The 16,715-nt window shown below is 50.1% G+C and carries 16 protein-coding genes; 9 read left to right on the top strand and 7 right to left on the bottom strand.

Annotation, left to right across the window (positions count from 1 at the left end):
- The 7 genes from PHU49_01720 to PHU49_01690 all read right to left on the bottom strand — a co-directional run.
- Window positions 1-871: ABC transporter permease (locus PHU49_01720; GenBank protein ID MDD5242709.1), on the bottom strand; the 871-nt coding region annotated here is incomplete at its 3' end.
- Window positions 868-2,331 carry a lysine--tRNA ligase gene (gene lysS / locus PHU49_01715; GenBank protein ID MDD5242708.1) on the bottom strand — a complete coding sequence of 488 codons (1,464 nt, stop codon included), beginning with the start codon at window positions 2,329-2,331 and terminating at the stop codon, window positions 868-870. The genes lysS and PHU49_01720, both read right to left, overlap by 4 nt.
- 95 nt (window positions 2,332-2,426) lie before the next feature.
- Window positions 2,427-3,686 (bottom strand): 30S ribosomal protein S12 methylthiotransferase RimO, encoded by a 1,260-nt coding sequence (gene rimO / locus PHU49_01710; protein ID MDD5242707.1) that lies wholly within the window; start codon window positions 3,684-3,686, stop codon window positions 2,427-2,429.
- 211 nt (window positions 3,687-3,897) lie between these two features.
- Complete coding sequence (locus PHU49_01705; protein ID MDD5242706.1) at window positions 3,898-4,590, bottom strand: TIGR02757 family protein; 693 nt, start codon at window positions 4,588-4,590, stop codon at window positions 3,898-3,900.
- Window positions 4,591-4,886: 296 nt separating this feature from the next.
- The gene (locus PHU49_01700) at window positions 4,887-5,447 is read right to left on the bottom strand and encodes a hypothetical protein (protein ID MDD5242705.1); all 561 of its coding nucleotides are present in this window, start codon (window positions 5,445-5,447) and stop codon (window positions 4,887-4,889) included.
- Window positions 5,448-5,520: 73 nt separating this feature from the next.
- The gene (locus PHU49_01695; protein ID MDD5242704.1) at window positions 5,521-5,919 is read right to left on the bottom strand and encodes a cupin domain-containing protein; all 399 of its coding nucleotides are present in this window, start codon (window positions 5,917-5,919) and stop codon (window positions 5,521-5,523) included.
- A gap of 24 nt (window positions 5,920-5,943) precedes the next feature.
- Window positions 5,944-6,684 carry a DsbC family protein gene (locus tag PHU49_01690; protein MDD5242703.1) on the bottom strand — a complete coding sequence of 247 codons (741 nt, stop codon included), beginning with the start codon at window positions 6,682-6,684 and terminating at the stop codon, window positions 5,944-5,946.
- A gap of 300 nt (window positions 6,685-6,984) precedes the next feature.
- Between PHU49_01690 and PHU49_01685 the strand changes: the two genes are divergently transcribed.
- The 9 genes from PHU49_01685 to PHU49_01645 all read left to right on the top strand — a co-directional run bounded on the left by PHU49_01685 (window position 6,985) and on the right by PHU49_01645 (window position 16,685).
- The gene (locus PHU49_01685; GenBank protein ID MDD5242702.1) at window positions 6,985-7,383 is read left to right on the top strand and encodes a cobalamin B12-binding domain-containing protein; all 399 of its coding nucleotides are present in this window, start codon (window positions 6,985-6,987) and stop codon (window positions 7,381-7,383) included.
- Window positions 7,384-7,438: 55 nt separating this feature from the next.
- Window positions 7,439-9,067, top strand: coding sequence for a methylmalonyl-CoA mutase family protein (locus tag PHU49_01680; GenBank protein ID MDD5242701.1), 1,629 nt, complete (start codon window positions 7,439-7,441; stop codon window positions 9,065-9,067).
- 64 nt (window positions 9,068-9,131) lie between these two features.
- Window positions 9,132-10,151 (top strand): DctP family TRAP transporter solute-binding subunit, encoded by a 1,020-nt coding sequence (locus tag PHU49_01675; GenBank protein ID MDD5242700.1) that lies wholly within the window; start codon window positions 9,132-9,134, stop codon window positions 10,149-10,151.
- A gap of 45 nt (window positions 10,152-10,196) precedes the next feature.
- Window positions 10,197-10,706 (top strand): TRAP transporter small permease, encoded by a 510-nt coding sequence (locus PHU49_01670; GenBank protein ID MDD5242699.1) that lies wholly within the window; start codon window positions 10,197-10,199, stop codon window positions 10,704-10,706.
- The gene (locus PHU49_01665) at window positions 10,703-11,992 is read left to right on the top strand and encodes a TRAP transporter large permease (protein MDD5242698.1); all 1,290 of its coding nucleotides are present in this window, start codon (window positions 10,703-10,705) and stop codon (window positions 11,990-11,992) included. The genes PHU49_01670 and PHU49_01665 overlap by 4 nt, the downstream gene beginning before the upstream one ends.
- Window positions 11,993-12,013: 21 nt before the next feature.
- Window positions 12,014-13,564 (top strand): long-chain fatty acid--CoA ligase, encoded by a 1,551-nt coding sequence (locus PHU49_01660; protein MDD5242697.1) that lies wholly within the window; start codon window positions 12,014-12,016, stop codon window positions 13,562-13,564.
- A 2-nt stretch (window positions 13,565-13,566) separates the two neighbouring features.
- On the top strand, window positions 13,567-14,928 hold the full coding sequence (locus PHU49_01655) for an MmgE/PrpD family protein (protein MDD5242696.1): 1,362 nt from the start codon (window positions 13,567-13,569) through the stop codon (window positions 14,926-14,928).
- Window positions 14,929-14,935: 7 nt separating this feature from the next.
- Window positions 14,936-16,150: an MFS transporter gene (locus PHU49_01650; protein ID MDD5242695.1), complete on the top strand. Its 1,215-nt coding sequence runs from the start codon at window positions 14,936-14,938 to the stop codon at window positions 16,148-16,150.
- 1 nt (window position 16,151) lies between these two features.
- Complete coding sequence (locus PHU49_01645) at window positions 16,152-16,685, top strand: helix-turn-helix domain-containing protein (protein MDD5242694.1); 534 nt, start codon at window positions 16,152-16,154, stop codon at window positions 16,683-16,685.
- Window positions 16,686-16,715: the final 30 nt, after the last annotated feature.

The raw sequence follows: 16,715 nt of genomic DNA, 5'->3' as shown, positions 1-16,715 counted from the left end.
TCTCCATGACGGTCATGACGAGAGAGCTGATTATATTGAAGCTCGCCACGAATATGATGAGCGCAAGGATGATGAACATGGCGATCTTTTCAAGCTTCAGCGCCGAAAAGAGGTTCCTGTTCATCTCAATCCACGTCCGTGCAAAATAATTCGACCCGAGCCGCTTTACGATCTCTTTCCGCAGATCATTTGCCATGTAGACATCGGCGAGCTTCACCTCGATGCCCGTTGCCCCGATGCCCATGATCTCTTCTATGTCCTTAAGCGGCATGATGATGAGTGTATTGTCGATCTCGTACATGCCCGTCTCGAAGATCCCGCCCACCTTCACCTTCACCGTCTCGGCCGTGGCGCCCATCGGCGAATACCCTCCGAAAGGCACCATGAGGGTGAAGCTGTCGCCGGGCAAAAGACCGATGTGTTTTGACAATTCTTTACCGATGAGGATATTGCCTTTTTTGTTCAGGGTATCGATGCTCCCTTCCTTGATAAGCCTGTTCATGAATTGCACATCGCCGGCATTGAGGCCCTTCACCGCGACACCTGACAGCTGCCTGCCGTTCTGGACCATCGCCTGAAAGCTCACGAAGGGAAACGCATGGGTTACGCCATCGACCTTTTTGATGACCTCCACTGTCTTCTCCGGATCACGGATCTCACCATTTATGTTCAATATAAGTATGTGGGGGTTGACACCCAGGATCCTTTCCCTGATCTCATCCTGAAATCCAGTCATCACTGCGATGACAACGATGAGCGCCATGACGCCTATGGCAATACCGACGATCGATATCCACGTGGTAAAGGATATGAACGCCTCTTTTCGTTTCGACCGGAGGTATCGTAATCCTATAGTTGTTTCGTATTTCACGGTCTCAAAAGCGGAAAAAATATCACCTCTCGTATCGAAGGGCTGTCCGTAAGGACCATCGTGAGCCGGTCGATCCCTATGCCTTCACCTGCAGTAGGAGGGAGACCGTACTCAAGGGCCGTTATGTAATCTTCATCCATCATAACACCCTCTTCTTTATCCTTGATCTGTTCAAGGAATCTCTCCTTCTGGTCCGCAGGATCGTTGAGTTCGTTAAACCCGTTTGCTATCTCCATGCCTGATATGTAAAGTTCAAATCTCTCGGTGATCTCGGGGTGTTCCTTGCTCCTTTTTGCCAGCGGCGATACCTCTACCGGATAGTGTGTAATAAATGTGGGCTGTAAAAGCTTCTTTTCACAGAGCTCCTCAAAGATCTTTGTAATCAGTTTGCCCTTTGTGTCCTTCTCCGCGCCTTCTATCTCCAGCTCTTTGGCAAAGGATGCGAGCCTCCCCGCATCGTTTATGAGGGAGAGGTCGAAATCGCCGAGTTCCCTCAACGCCTCCTCGATGGTCATCCTGCGCCATGGTGTCGAAAAATTTATCTCCTGGCCGTTGTATATTGCGGTATAGCTCCCGAAAAGCTCATAGACGAGCGATGATACCATCTCTTCCGTAAGTGCCATTAGATCCTCGTACGTCGCATATGCCTGGTAGAACTCGAGCATCGTGAATTCAGGGTTATGCCTTACCGATATACCTTCGTTCCGGAAGTTCCTGTTGATCTCAAAGACCCGCTCTAAACCGCCGACAACAAGCCTTTTCAGGTAGAGCTCCGGGGCTATCCTCAAAAAGAGATCCATCCCGAGGGCATTATGGTGGGTGATGAAAGGCTTTGCGACGGCGCCGCCGGGGATCACGTGCATCATTGGCGTCTCGACCTCGATGAAGTCTCTTGCTATAAAATATCGCCTGATGTATTCAATGATCTTTGCCCTCTTTGTAAAAACCTCCCTGACCTTTTCATTGACGATGAGGTCGAGGTATCTCTTCCTGTACCGTTCTTCGACATCCTTTAGCCCGTGCCATTTTTCAGGAAGCGGTCTGAGTGACTTGGTGAGCAGCTTCATGTCTTCTGCGAGGATCGTCAATTCGCCGGTCTTTGTCTTAAAGACCTTGCCGTGAACACCTACAATGTCACAGATATCGAACCGCTTGAACACATCGTAACCGGGGCTCCTGAGGGCGTCCTTCCTCACATAGACCTGGACCTTGCCTTTTCTGTCCTGGATATGGAGAAAGGCGCTCTTGCCAAAATCCCTGAATGCCATGATCCTCCCTGCAACAGAAACACGTTCTTCGCTTCCTTCCAGCGCATCGTGCGAAGCGGTCCCGAATCGTTTCTCTACTTCCTCCGTGGTCGTATAGGGACCTCTGTCCTGAGGATACGTTTCAATACCAAGATCACGCAAGGCCTTTTCTTTCTCCTGTCTGATATGGATCAACTCATTGATCGGCTCCATCTTTCACTCCTGTATTAAGCTCATGGCTCATAAAACGTGGACGCGCTCATGCGTATACGCGTAAACGCGATTAGCTCCCTGCTCTCTGCTGCATTTTATATTTCTACTATAACATCATAATCGAGGGTTTTCACTATTTTCCCGTCCAGTATCTCGCCGATGGCACAGTCGCCCCTGATAAAGGCGATGCCGTCTATATCCGGTGCCTGGGTGATGAGTCGTCCAGCCATTGAAGCCTCTTCTTTACCTTCAACGATCACCTTCATGGTTTTTCCTTCAAGCCTCTTTAAGCGCTTTTGCGATATCGTTTTCTGCAGTTCCATGACAGCGTTGTAGCGGGATTGTTTTATGCCCTTCTTGATGTGTCCCCGGAGGCGATACGCAGCCGTGCCCTCTTCCCTGGAATACATGAAGGCCCCGAGCATATCGAACTCCTGTCGTCTGACAAAGTCCATGAGATTCTCAAACTCGTCCCCGGTCTCGCCGGGGAAACCGACAATCACCGTTGTCCGCAGCACAACATCGGGTATCTCTTTTCGAATCTTTACAAACAATGCATCGAGATCGTCTTTCCCATAGCCCCTCCCCATGAGCTTGAGGATCCTGTCCTCAGAATGCTGGATCGGGATATCCATGTAAGGGATTATCCTATCAGAGCGTGCGATCAAATCTATCAGCTCATCGCCGATCCCTTTCGGGTGCATGTAGAGAAGCCGCATGAAATAATCGCCTTCAATCACGAGGAGATTTTGAAGTAATTGTTTCAGGTCGGTCCCACCGTGCTTTCCGTAAGAGGTGATATCCTGGCCTATGATGTTTATCTCCCGGTAACCATTGTCTACGAGCCACTCGAATTCCCCTTTAATGTCCTCTATGGTTCTACTTCTGAGGCCTCCCCGGATAGCAGGGACAGTGCAATAGCTGCACCGGTTGTCGCAGCCTTCCTGGATCTTGAGATAGGCCGTGGGTTTATTTGTCAGTACCTTCCTCGGAAATGTCTCCGCGAACGAGCCTTCCCTGATAAAGAAACCTTTTCTGTCGGCAAGCATGTCAATCGCGTCATACCAGTTACGTCCAATGAAGAGGTCAACCTCAGGCAGAAGCTCCTTCAACTTCTCCCCATACCGCTCGACAAGACAACCGGTCACGATCACCTTTCTGTTTCCTCGCCCCGCCTCTTCAAGGATAGTCTCCACCGATTCTTTTGCAGCGTCAGCGATAAAGGCGCAGGTATTTATTATAACGGTGTCGCAGTCATCGGAGAGGATATGACCCTCTTCCTCCAGCCTGTGGCTTATATATTCTGATTCAACAAGATTTTTAGGGCAGCCGAGGCTGATGATCTTAAATTTCATTTGTAAATCCTCACGATCATGTGCCCTAATCTACAACAAAACAGGCCGCCAAAGCAAATGAGGCGAGGAGACTCAGCATATCGTATATCGAGGTTCCCAAGAGAACGTTCGGCGTGATGCGTTCGGCGAGAAATGCGATTCATAGAAATCATATATCGTAGACCGCAAAAGGCATTGGAGGCTGCCTTTGCAGTCCACTATATACGATATACTATCGACTATCGACTGCCCTTGTGATCTCGTAAAGCAGGCATCTGTCTTTACAGGCAGATGTTCTTTTGCCGGTGCATCCCGCGCCGATGCCGATTGTGTGGCAGAGGAAAAGATCGTACTTCAAAGGGTCGTCGGGCGAGAATATCTTTAATGCCTCCGTGATCTCGCGGGCTGCCTTGTGAGAATGTGTCCTTGCGGCGGTCCACCCCTGGCACCTGCCTATTTTGAAGATATGGGTGTCGAGGGGCATAATGAGGCCGCGCCTGTCGATAAAGTCCCATATCCCGATATCGATCGCGTCTTTTCTTACCATCCACCGGAGATAGAGGCTCCAGCGTTTCAGGGGATTCGTGGGGGACGGTTTAGGGAAAAAGAATGTAAGCTCGTTGCTGTCCCGGAAAAGATGCCTCCTCATCGCCCAGAGCGCTTCCCTGATATCGCCATGGTAATAGTTTTGCAGCATAGGACCGATACCACCGAACTCATTGATGATCCTCTGCAAGGTCCGAAGCAGGAGGACGATGTCTTTGTCTTTCTGGAACCTGTAATAAAGGCCCCGGGCTTTAGAAAAATCCCCCTTCCTGATAAAATTGTATGGGCTTGCTCTCATAAGCCCGAAAAGTTTTTCGAGGAATGTCCTGAACGTCTCTATCTTCCCGTAGGCAAACTGGGAGGCAAGAAAACCGGCAATCTCCCTGTCGCGGTTTTCCCGGTATCTGTGAATAAATACTACGGGGTCGTTTATGTCATTACCGGCGAGGTCTTCTTTGTGCCTGTCGTATATGGTCTTGAGATTAATGGTATTTAACTCTCCGTCCCTTAAACCAGCTATCAGCTGTCAGCATACAGTGGTCAGCTAAAACAAAAAAGGCTTTACGCTGATGGCTGAAAGCTGGTCGCTGACGGCTAAACCAGCATCGAGCATCAAGCATTTTTTCTTTTGCAGTTCACTATATGCTATTCACTATCGACTGCCTCTTTTACCGTTCACTTTTCACTGCCTTTATTCACCGCATCTGCAAGTCTCTTCTTCCATTCCTCAAGGCGCTCGTTGAAGGCGTGGGCAACCTCATCAAGGGTCTCTTTCCATTCATCCCATGTCTGCGTGTTTGGCTCAATACCGTTGCCGGTTATCCCCCTTGCCTTAAGCTTATCCTCTATGCGGGCGCTGATTATCATCTTCCGCTTTTCCATTTCTTTGGTAAAATTTTTCTGTAAAGCCTCTAATTCGAACCCCAGGCGCTCATCAAGACCACTGCCCGTGAGATGAAAAAGGGCAAAGATCTTTTTATTATCACCTGTTAAGTCAAATCCCTCGATCAAGGCATCGAGCAGCGACTTTGATTTGAGGTTTTCATCGCCCTCAATATTATTCAGTTCTTTTTTCACACCATAATCGTCGATCATGCCTTCCTGGTACCGTCTCAATATTACCCTGACCTTGTTTTCGACGTCTTTTCGCGCGAACAATTCGCGTTCTTCTTCGTCCATCCCCAGGCCTTTTGTCTTTTCCATTGCCAGTTCAATGGCGCTTTTTATCTCAGACATAATGTATCACCAAAGTCCTTTTAGTAGGGAGTATGCAGTAAGCAGTAAGTGCCTACTGCCTACTTCATACTGCTTACTTCTTATAAAAGTCCACAGGATAAGCATCTCTCTTGTCATAATACTGCGGGCTGTATTCCACCACAAGGGCATCGTCCAGGCCATAGAAGATATGCGCCACGCCGGTTTCTACCCTGATCTTATGACCTTTTTCAAGAATATGCTCTTCGCGCTCTTTTGTATCTATGTCCATAAAGATTGCACGGATTTTTCCGCTGACAACATAGAATACCTCTTCCTTTTCTTTATGAAAATGGCTGCCCCTGTAAAGTCCCTTTTTCAGTTCAAATATTGCAACATGTCCGATATCCTCCCGGTATGAGATCTGTGCAAATTCACCCCGCTCCTCGTTCCACCTCTTCACGCCGTCGATCTCTCTTGTTTCAGGGAGCCTCTCTATGATTACCTTATCCATACGTACTGGTAAATTATGAACCAATTATTGTTTTCCTTTCAGTGCCTCTTCAAGTTTCGGCATATCTGCACCTACAACGATTTGACTATTGTTTATAATAAAAAACGGCGTGCTCTGTATACCGAGCTTCGCAACGACCGTCCTGTGGATACCCAGCAGGTCCTCAACGTCCTGTTTTTTACAGACCTCGTATTTCTGGTTGTCGAGTTTTCCCTGTGTGGCTTCGCTATAAGCCTTTTCCTTATCCTGTGAACAGAAGATGTACTTTATCTTATTCACCGAGTCCTTATGGTAGGGGAGGGGCAGGAAAAAGATATATTGCGTTACGTCGCTTCGCTTTTCTAAAAAGTTCGCTGCCCTGCGGCAATAAGGGCAATCAGGATCGGTAATCTCAATGACGGTATTTTTCCCGCTGCCGACCTTCAACGCCTTATCAAGGGGGAGTGATTTTATCTTTGAAAGGATAATCTCATTTTTCCTCAACTCTGCGACGTTTTTGCCTTCCCTGTTGATCATCTGGAAATCGCCTATTATAAAGTATCCCGGTTCCGGCGCAAACAAACCGATATCGGTGCCCTTTAAAACCTCATAGACCCCCTTGATATCCGATTCCCTGATAGAGTCGAACTGGAACTTGGGAAACATCTTTTTAAAGCTATCTTCTATGGGCCCTGCCGAGGCAAAACCGCATAAAGCAAAACTGCATACAATAAAACCCAACAATAAAAGCGTTGTATATGTTGCGCGTACCGCCTGTTTATTCATCACGTTGCCTCCTGTTGTTTGTCATGAAAATGAAATATACCATTAAAATGGATGACAGAATATAGAATTTGAGAAATTCTATATCACCAATCACCGAATACCTGATAAGCAAAGGGAATTTTTTTTCTTTATTTCAGTTCTTCCGTATGCCGGATAGGAGTTCAGTCCTGGTTCTTTGCAGCACATAAATATCATATATAGAGATAATATATCATTTTGTGATATTTTTATCTTGACATTACCCTTAGAAAAGTTAAAAATTTTGTTTGAAACGAAGTCTTTTGTGACGGAGGTAGGTCATTGGAAAAGAGAATAAGGATCTTAGTGGGCAAACCAGGTCTTGACGGACACGACCGTGGCGCAAAAGTGATAGCCCAGGCATTGAAGGATGCGGGGATGGAGGTTGTATACTCCGGTCTTCACAAGACTGTAGACCAGATCGTTCGTATGGCGATCCAGGAGGATGTGGACGTAATAGGCCTTTCCATTATGAGCGGTGCGCACATATCGCTTACAACCAAACTTTTGCAAAAGGCCCGCGAGCAGGGCATAGGGGACAAGATGGTTGTTGTAGGTGGAGTAATCCCGAGCAGAGATATCCCGAAACTGAAAGAGATTGGCGTAGCCGGCGTTTTCCCCGGCGGAGCGTCTTTCGATGATATTGTAGCTTTTCTGAAGGAGAATGTACCGCATTCTTAACCGGCCCTGAACTGTCCGGCCTCCGGACAGGATACAGGATATGAAGGAGTAACGTATGGGAGTGGCAAAATACACAAAGGATGACAAAGGGCGGATCGTTCAGGTTGACTACCCGTCCGGAATTAACGTGAAGGCCGTTTATGGCCCGGAGGATCTGGAACGGGTAGGGTTCTCATATGAAAAGGATCTGGCCGAGCCCGGCGTATACCCTTTTACCCGGGGGATACACCCTGAAGGGTACAGGAGCAGGGCCTGGACCACGAGACAGTACTCGGGATTCGGTACAGCCGCTGAGACGAACGAGCGATTCAAACTCCTGATTTCCCACGGCCAGACAGGACTGAATGTTGCTTTTGATCTACCGACCCAGATGGGCTACGACTCCGACGACCCCATGGCAGAAGGGGAAGTGGGCCGGGTTGGCATGGCCATCGACAGCCTTCGTGATTTTGAGATCGCCTTCGAGGGGATCGATCTGGCACGGATTGGCGCCGGCCTTACCATCAATGCGGTGGCCTCCATCATGCTGGCCATGTATCAGGCTACGGCGGAAAAGTATGGTTTTTCTGCCGATGTGATATCAGCGACACCACAGAATGACATCCTCAAAGAGATGATCGGAAGAGGGGCATGGATCTTTCCCGTGGAGCCTGCGGTCAAACTGATTGGCGACACCATCGAGCATTCGATCAAGGCCATGCCGAAGACGAACCCTGTCAGCATCAGCGGGTATCATATACGTGAATCCGGCGCCACGGTTGCCCAGGAGATTGCGTACGCCATACTCATAGCCAACGCCTATATCGATAACGTGCTGAAGAGGGGATACGACATTGATCAGTTTGTCGGCCGGTTTTCGTTTAACCTGGACATATTCGGCAACATCTGGGAGACGGTTGCAAAGTTCAGAGCGGGCAGAAAGCTGTGGGCCCGGAATCTGAAGGAAAGGTACGGCGTAAAAAAGAATTCGAATATGTTCATGCGTGGTATGTTCGGCGGCGGCGGCGGCGGACTGACAAAGGCACAGCCGGAGAACAACATCATGCGGGGCGCCTACTATGGGCTGGCGTCTGCACTTTCCGGTGCACAAACCACGGGCCTCTGCAGTTACGATGAGGCCTATACGATTCCTACGCCTCACGCTGCTATCCTATCCCTTCGGACATTGCAGCTTCTTATGGACGAAATAGGGCTCCGCGACACCGTTGATCCCCTCGCAGGAAGTTATTTCATCGAAACCATCACAAAAGAGATGGAGCAGAGGATCGAAGAGGAGATGGCCAAAATCGAAAAGGTCGGAGGGATCATTCAGGCCGTGACTACCGGTTATGCCCAGAGGGCCGTGGCACAGCAGGCATACGCATTTGAAAAGGGGATCCAGAGCGGTGAACTCCTCAAGGTGGGCGTCAACATTTATGCCGAAGGCGAAGAAATGGAAGTGGAACTTCACGAGTACAATTCAGAATCGGCAGATAGACAGATAGAAAATCTCCGTGCCCTTAAGAGGGAGAGGAACGACCGTGAAGTTACAAGGACCCTTTCCGCGCTGGAGGAGGCGGCAAGATCAGGCAAAAACGTCATGCCTTATCTGGTTGATTGTTGCAAAGCTTATGCCACCGTGGGAGAGATGACGCGGGTCTTCAGGGAAGTGTTCGGAGAGTTCCAGGAACCATCTGTTGTATAAGGTGCAGAATAGATGGGGTCGTGATGCCCCATCGTTTCTACTAAAAAACATAGGGAGGGAACAAATGAAGAAGACAAACATGTTAAACGTATTGGTGATTTGCCTGATCGGTTTTGCCTTAATAGCCGTCGGCAGCGTCAAGGTCTTTGCCCAGGAGAAGCAGATCAAGATACGGTATGCCACTCAGCTTCCGGCAACCCATCTGCTCACCAAGGCAGAGTTCAGAATGGCAAAGATGATCGAGGAAAGAACAAAGGGCAGGGTCAAAGTAGAGGTCTATCCCGGAGGACAGCTTTACAAGGCCATGGAGCTTTTAAAAGCGGTCATGAGCGGGGCGGTCGAAATGGGCACCACCCCGAATGCCATGTTCACAGGGCCTGTGCCTCTGCTGGACGTTATCGATATTCCTTTTCTGTTCAACGGCTATGACGATGTGGTGAAGCTCTGGAACGGAGAGCCGGGCGACCTGATGCGCAAACATATGGAGAAAATCGGCATTAAGGCAATCGCCTTCTCGGCATACGGAGATAGCATGTCCTTTTGCTCCCACAAGCCCCTCATAAAGCCGGAAGACTTCAAAGGGCTCAAGATACGGGGCAATACGAATATGAACGCAGATCTCGCCAAGGCCTTCGGCGCCTCTCCCGTGGTATTCGCTTCCGCGGAAGTGTATGAGGCCCTGCAAAGGAAAACAATCGATGCCGCCAGCTCAGGGCTCACATCCATTAAGGAGAGGAAGTGGTACGAAATGACCTCGCACGCTACCTTTCCCTATGCCGCTTACTCTTTATGGCCGGTGATGATAAACCTTAAATTCTTCAACAGCCTGCCCAAGGACATCCAGCAGGTGCTCATCGACGTCGGCAAAGACCACCAGGCCTATGTATTGAAAGAAACCGCCAGGGAAGATGCTGCGGCGGATAAATTTCTCAGGACCAAACTGAAAGTCTATGATCTGACTGCCAAGGACAAAAAGATATGGGCCGCTGCAGGGCAGAAGTTCATCATCGACAAATGGCTGAAGCGAACCGGCGATGAAGGCAAAAAAACGCTGGAATGGATCAACAAGAACATAGGGAACTAAGGGCTGATCCGCCAATATATGATCTAAGAAGGGAGGAATATGCCTATGGTTCGCAAGGGCTCAAGCGGTTTTTTTAATGGTGTGATATTCGGAGGCGGCTTATTGAGCGGCCTTTTCATACTGATCACCGCGATTCTGGTCGCCTTCGAGGTGGTGATGAGATACGTTGTCCAGAGACCGACCGAGTGGACCTTCGACCTGACCCTCTTTCTGATCATTTACGCAGCCTACCTCGGCTCAGCATTTACCATGAGGGAAGGGAAACACGTGAAGGTGGAATTCTTTGTCGAATGGCTGGCGAGGTACCCGCTCCCTTCATTTTTGCTGAAAATCTTTTGCAACGTTCTCGCATTTCTTTTCTGGGCATTTGCCACATGGACAACCTACAGAGAGACCGTGACGGCTTACCAACTCAATGATGTTACCATGTCCTACCTGCGCTGGCCCCTTGCCATTCCGCTGGCCGCCGTTGTATTTGGAGGCGTCCTCATCCTTGTCCAGCTCATCATAGAAACTGCCGGGCAATACAGCGCTTTCAGAAGGAGGAGCAGATGACAACACTCCTCCTTTTCCTCCTTTTTGTCGGCCTGTTGGTGGTAGGTGTGCCGGTCGCTTTTTCGCTTAGCATCGCGGGCGTTACCGGCATCTTCCTCACACTTGGGATCGACAAGGCGCTCGTCACCCTTCCCAATGTCATGTACGGAAGCCTGAACAGCTTTACTCTCATTGCCATCCCGCTCTATGTCCTCATGGGCAACATCATGATCAAGGGCAGGCTGAGCGACGAAATATACAATGTGTTGAACCACTTTATCGGTCATTTTCACGGGGGCATGTCCGTTGTGACCGTCTGCTTTTGCACGATCTTCGCTGCCATTTCAGGGTCAAGTGTGGCCACTGCTGCGACTGTGGGAATGCTGGTTCTGCCTGAAATGCTCCGGGCAGGGTATCAAAGACGGTTCATCTTCGGCCTTACTGCCGCAGGGGGCACCCTCGGCATCCTTATCCCTCCAAGCCTCAATTTTATCCTCTACGGGGCCCTGACGGATGAATCGGTTGGAAGGCTTTTTATTGCCGGCATCGTGCCCGGGTTGATTCTCGCCGGCATATTTATGATTTACTCGATACTTTTTTCCTGGAAGAAAGGGTACAAGAGCGACCTGCACAGCACCTGGGGAGACAGATTCAAGGCCGGGCGCCAGGCCTTCTGGAGCCTGCTCATCATTCCCATTATCATGGTGGGAATCTATATGGGCGTCTTCACTGCGACAGAGGCAGCAGGCGTCGGCGCTACATATGCTCTCGCTGTCTCTCTCATTAAAAGACGGCTCTCCGCAAAGGACATAATCGACCTGCTCCTCGATACCGTAAAGACGAGCTGCATGGTTTTGCTCATTGTGGTAGGGGCAATGATCTTTGGTTACGTGGTGACCGTATTGCAACTTCCGCAAACCATCATCAACGCGATGGTAGAATACAATGTGTCGGTGTGGCAGTTTCTCCTCGGGTCATTTTTTCTTATCCTCTTTTTAGGGTGTTTCGTAGAGTGCGTGACCATAATGGTCCTTATGGTGCCGATACTCTACCCGGTGGTGCTCCACCTGGGGATAGACCCTATATGGTTTGCCGTGTTTCTCACCGTAAATATGGAGTTGGCATTGATTACGCCGCCTGTCGGGCTCAATCTTTTTGTGATCAATACTATCGTCCCCGATTCAAAGCTGGGAGAGGTCTACAGGGGCGTTTGGCCGTTTCTTGTCATTATGTGTTCTTTTTTGCTGGTTTTATGTTTCTTCCCGTCTATAGCGACATGGCTGCCGACTATGATGATGGGAAAATAATATGAATGGAGAAGACGGAATATGAGTGTGAACAGTATGAACGTAGGCGAGTGGGTGACAAAATGGGCTTCTTTGAATCCCAGCAAGCCTGCCGTGATTTACGAAGACAAGACCTTCACCTACAAGGATTTGAACGAAGAGGTAAACCGGACGGTGCACATGCTCGAGGGTATGGGCGTCGGCAAGGGCGACCGGGTGGGCGTCCTTATGTACAACTCCTATGAACTTGTCGAGATCTTCTTTGCCCTTGGAAAGATCGGTGCCATCCTTGTCCCCCTCAACACGAGGCTTGTGGCCGCCGAACTGGAGTACATCATAAAAGACAGCGGGCTGGGCGTCCTTGTCTTCGGGGATGCCTTTATAAAAGTGCTGGAGCCCCTGAGAGCACGTATTCCTGTCAAAGAGGGGCATTACCTTTGCGTGGGGAAGCACCCGGCATGGGCAAAAGATTATACAAACGAGGTGGCGGGACAGCTTTCAGACGAGCCCACGGTGGATAAACCTGCAGGCGGAGAGGATCCCATCATCATCATGTACACGTCAGGGACCACGGGATTACCCAAGGGCGCCGTTCTGTCACATCGAAAAACCTTCTTCAATGCACTGAACGGAAACATCTATTATGGCCTTACACCATCAGACATCCTGCTTGCGCCGAGGCCGATGTTCCATTCGGGCGGCCTGCTGGTCGAACTGTGTCCTGTTATCTATAAGGGTGCAACGCTTATCATGAGGGGGCGGTTCAGCCCGGAGGAGATACTCAGGACCGTCCAGAGATACAGGGTAACGATTCTTGAAATAGCTGCCACGGTGCTCAGGTTCATTCTCGAAGAATGTGATATTGAAAAATACGACCTCAGTTCCCTGAGGGCCTGTTACACCGGCGGTGAACGGGTACCCCCGTCACTCCTTGAGGATTACGAGAAGAAGGGCATCATCGTGTCCCAGATCTACGGCCAGACCGAGACATCTACGCTGACATGGCTCGCCATGGAGGATGCGGTCCGCAAACGCGGTTCTGTGGGGAAGCCCGTATTCCACGGTGATGTCAGGATCGTGGGCAAGGACGGAAAACAGGTCAAGTCAGGCGAGGTTGGGGAGATCGTCGTCTCAGGCTATGTGACCATGAACGGATACTGGGGTAAACCGGAGCTTACCGAAGGCACCATAGTCGACGGCTGGCTGCATACCGGCGACCTGGCAAAGATTGACGAGGAAGGCTTCTTTTACATCGTCGACCGGGAGAAGGATATGTACATCAGCGGCGGAGAAAACGTATACCCTGCCGAGATTGAGAAGGTGCTTCTCGAAAACCGGAAGATCCTCAACATAGGCGTCTGCGGCATCCCCGATCAGAAATGGGGCGAGGTAGGCTTAGCCTGTATTGTCCTGAAAGAAGGGGAGGCGATGACGGAGGATGAGGCCCTGAATTTTTGTACTGACCGGTTGGCCCGGTTCAAGATCCCCAAGGTGATCAAGTTTATGGACAAGTTACCCATGACGGCTGCGGAGAAGATAATCAGGAAGAAGCTCCGGGAAGAGCACCTGAAAAAGATCGGGGCCGGAGAGTGACCATGGGTTTCACGGAAGGCCTTGCCCGGTTTGTCTCTGAGTGCGGCTCTGCCGGGTTGCCAGAGGATGTGGTGGAGGCCGCAAAAAGATGTTTTCTCGACTGGATCGGCGTAACGCTGGCCGGGGCAGACGACCCTGCGGTAGAGATCCTTCTCGGGGTTGTAAAAGACCTGGGAGGAAAGAAGCAGGCATCGATATTGGGCTACGGGATAAAGACCAGCATGATTCAGGCAGCGCTGGTGAACGGCACGATGGCCCATACCCTCGATTATGACGATGCCCACAGCGTGGTCAGGACACACCCCAGTGCGCCCCTCATCCCTGCGCTCCTTGCCCTTGCGGAACATGGACGGCTGCCAGGCAGGGAACTCATAGCCGCCTTCGTGGCCGGCTACGAAATCACCATACGGATGGGATACGCGCTGGGGAAGGAATATTATGAGCGCGGTTGGCATGCTACGGCAGTACTGGGCCGGTTGGGCGCCGCTGCCGGTGCGGCGAGGCTTCTCAGGCTCGACCCCGGGCAGACTGCCGCCGCCCTTGGTCTCGCCGCCACCCAGGCGGGCGGCGTGCGGGATGTCTTCGGCACCATGGGGAAGCCCCTTCACTCAGGTAAGGCGGCTATGGACGGTCTCCTGGCAGCCCTCCTGGCAAAGGAGGGGTTCGCTGTACCTACGGATATGCTCGGCGAGAGGTCGGGTTTTGCTGCCGTCTTTTCTTCTGAGTACAATCCCATTATGACCACTCACAATAAGTTAGGCTCAACATACGAGGTCCTCCGCAACTCTTTCAAGCCCTATGCGGCGTGCCTTTTGGTGCACCCCGTAATCGATGGTTTGCTCATCTTGCGGGAGGAACACCGCCTTGACCCTGAGGCGGTTGAATCTATTCGCCTTGAAGTGGCGCCCCTTAATATGAAGGTGGCAGGCAACCCGGAGCCGAAAGACAAGGTGGAAGCAAAATTTAGTCTCCATTTCGGGGCAGCCATAGCGATTATCAAGGGGAACGCCGGTAACAGCATTTTTGCGGACGAAACGATCTTCAACCCCCTTGTATCCCGTTTAATGAAGCGGGTTACGGTTGCAGCAGATACTTCCCTTGGTGAGATGGAAGCAAGGGTAACCGTTGTGCTGAAGGACGGAACGCATTGCTTTAAGCACGTCGTGGCTCCGAAAGGCGATCCGGCAAATCCTTTGACCTTCGCTGAGCTGGAGGAAAAATTCAGAGATCTTACCGAGAAAAAAATAGGCGTAAAGCAATCGAACGGGATTATTGATATGATTACGAGACTCGATGGGTTGGGCGATATAGTGCCCCTTGTGAGGCTTTGTAGCATAAGAAAAAAAACAAAGAAGGTATGGTAGCGAGATAATGGCTATCCCATACCGGTGGATAATTGTAGCAATATTATGGTCCTCCCATGTCATATATTTCCTTAACTATATGACGATAGGCACCTTGTCCCCTTTTATCCAGCCTGAATTCCAGCTCTCGACAACGCAGATAGGGCTGCTCTGCAGTGCAGTGACCATTGGCTCGCTGGCCAGCAATATCCCGGCAGGGATGCTGAGTGATGCCTTTGGGGCAAAATGGATTATGGTCTTTGGCCTTGTCCTCATAGGGTGCTCTGAACTGGTAATATGTTTTCTGCATTCATACATCTGGATTTTTCTGCTTTTGATTTTCGTGGGAATGGGGATCGGCTGCAATCAAACCCCTGCCAGCAAAGCCATCATAATGTGGTTCTCGCTGAAGGGGCGCGCCACAGCCATGGGGATCAAACAGACAGGCGTTACAATTGGTGGTGTCATTGCTTCTTTTTTGCTCCCCTTTATAGCCCTTCATTACGGCAGTTGGCGTTATTCGTTCAAGGTGGCAGGGATCGCAGCCCTGCTATGCGCTGTCCTTATTCTTTTTCTCTACGTTGAGCCTCCCCGTCAGCCTAGCGATGACAACTCCTGGAATGTTGTTTCGTGGAAAAATAACCTTCTAACACTTTTTAAGGAAAGAGATTTCATTTTTATCGGCCTAACGGGTATCTTTTTGATGCTCACACAGTTTTCCTTTCTTGCACATTTTGTCCTTTACGCCACGAAGGTGCTCGGCCTTCCTGCTAAAAAGGCGGGCGCCATCCTTGGAGTTGCCTTCTTCACAGGTGCAATAGGGAGGGTTGCGTGGAGCGTATCGAGCGACTACCTCTTCGGGACAGGGAGAAGGATAGTCCTCACTATCATCGGCGCTGCCGGGGGAGTCATTGCGATTGCCTTTATCCCTCTTTCGGGGGAAAGCTCACTCTTGACAATCTACGCCCTGGCCGCACTTTTTGGATTTACAGGCCTGGCCTGGAATGCTGTCTATTTGACGAGGGTAGGGGAATTCCCCGGACGGGCATTAGCAGGAGTTGCAACAGGCGTTAATTTTGTGGTCGTAAACATAGGTGCAATAGCCGGACCACCTCTTTTTGGCTATTTCGTTGACTTCACGGGTGGATATAGAACTTCATGGTTCTTTACGGGGATGTGCATGGCGATGGTTGCTTTCCTGAGTGAGATCCAGAAAAAAGAGCGTATGTTTACGGAGTCGTAAGATGGAAAATATTGGTGAAAAGATAAGGAATGAAAGGAAGGCCAAGGGTTTATCGCTTGCCGGACTTGCTTCTCGGCTCGGGATAAGCACAATGACGTTGCAGCGCATTGAAACAGGCAAGACAAGTCCTTCTGTCGCTGTGCTCGCCCAGATTTCTCATCAACTCATGCGGCCCATCGATTTTTTTATCAGAGAGGATAACCCCAAGATACTTCATGTCAGGAAAGACCAACAGTCAACGATTGAGTCTTCGGGGATGAAACTGACGGTAATTGCACCGCAGAACCTTATAGACGAAAATATTCTCATTAATCTGGGAGAGGCAGCAAAGGAAGGACGGTTTATCGACTTACATGCTGAGGAAGGTTACTCTTTTGTTTACATACTTGAGGGTGAATGTATCTTCGAGCATGACCGGATTAAATACGATCTCAAACCAGGTGATGTGCTTTACTACAATGCGAGGTTTCCGCATTCTGTGACTGCTAAGGGAGAGCATAAATTTATTAGCGTATTCTTCAAAGGGAAGCAATAAAGAAAGGGAATCCAATCTATTGCAGGAGGT

This window comes from Syntrophorhabdaceae bacterium (genome assembly GCA_028713955.1).
Lineage (GTDB): Bacteria > Desulfobacterota > Syntrophorhabdia > Syntrophorhabdales > Syntrophorhabdaceae > UBA5609.
Note: the sequence above shows the minus strand (reverse complement) of the source record. Positions and strands in the feature narration are given on the sequence as shown.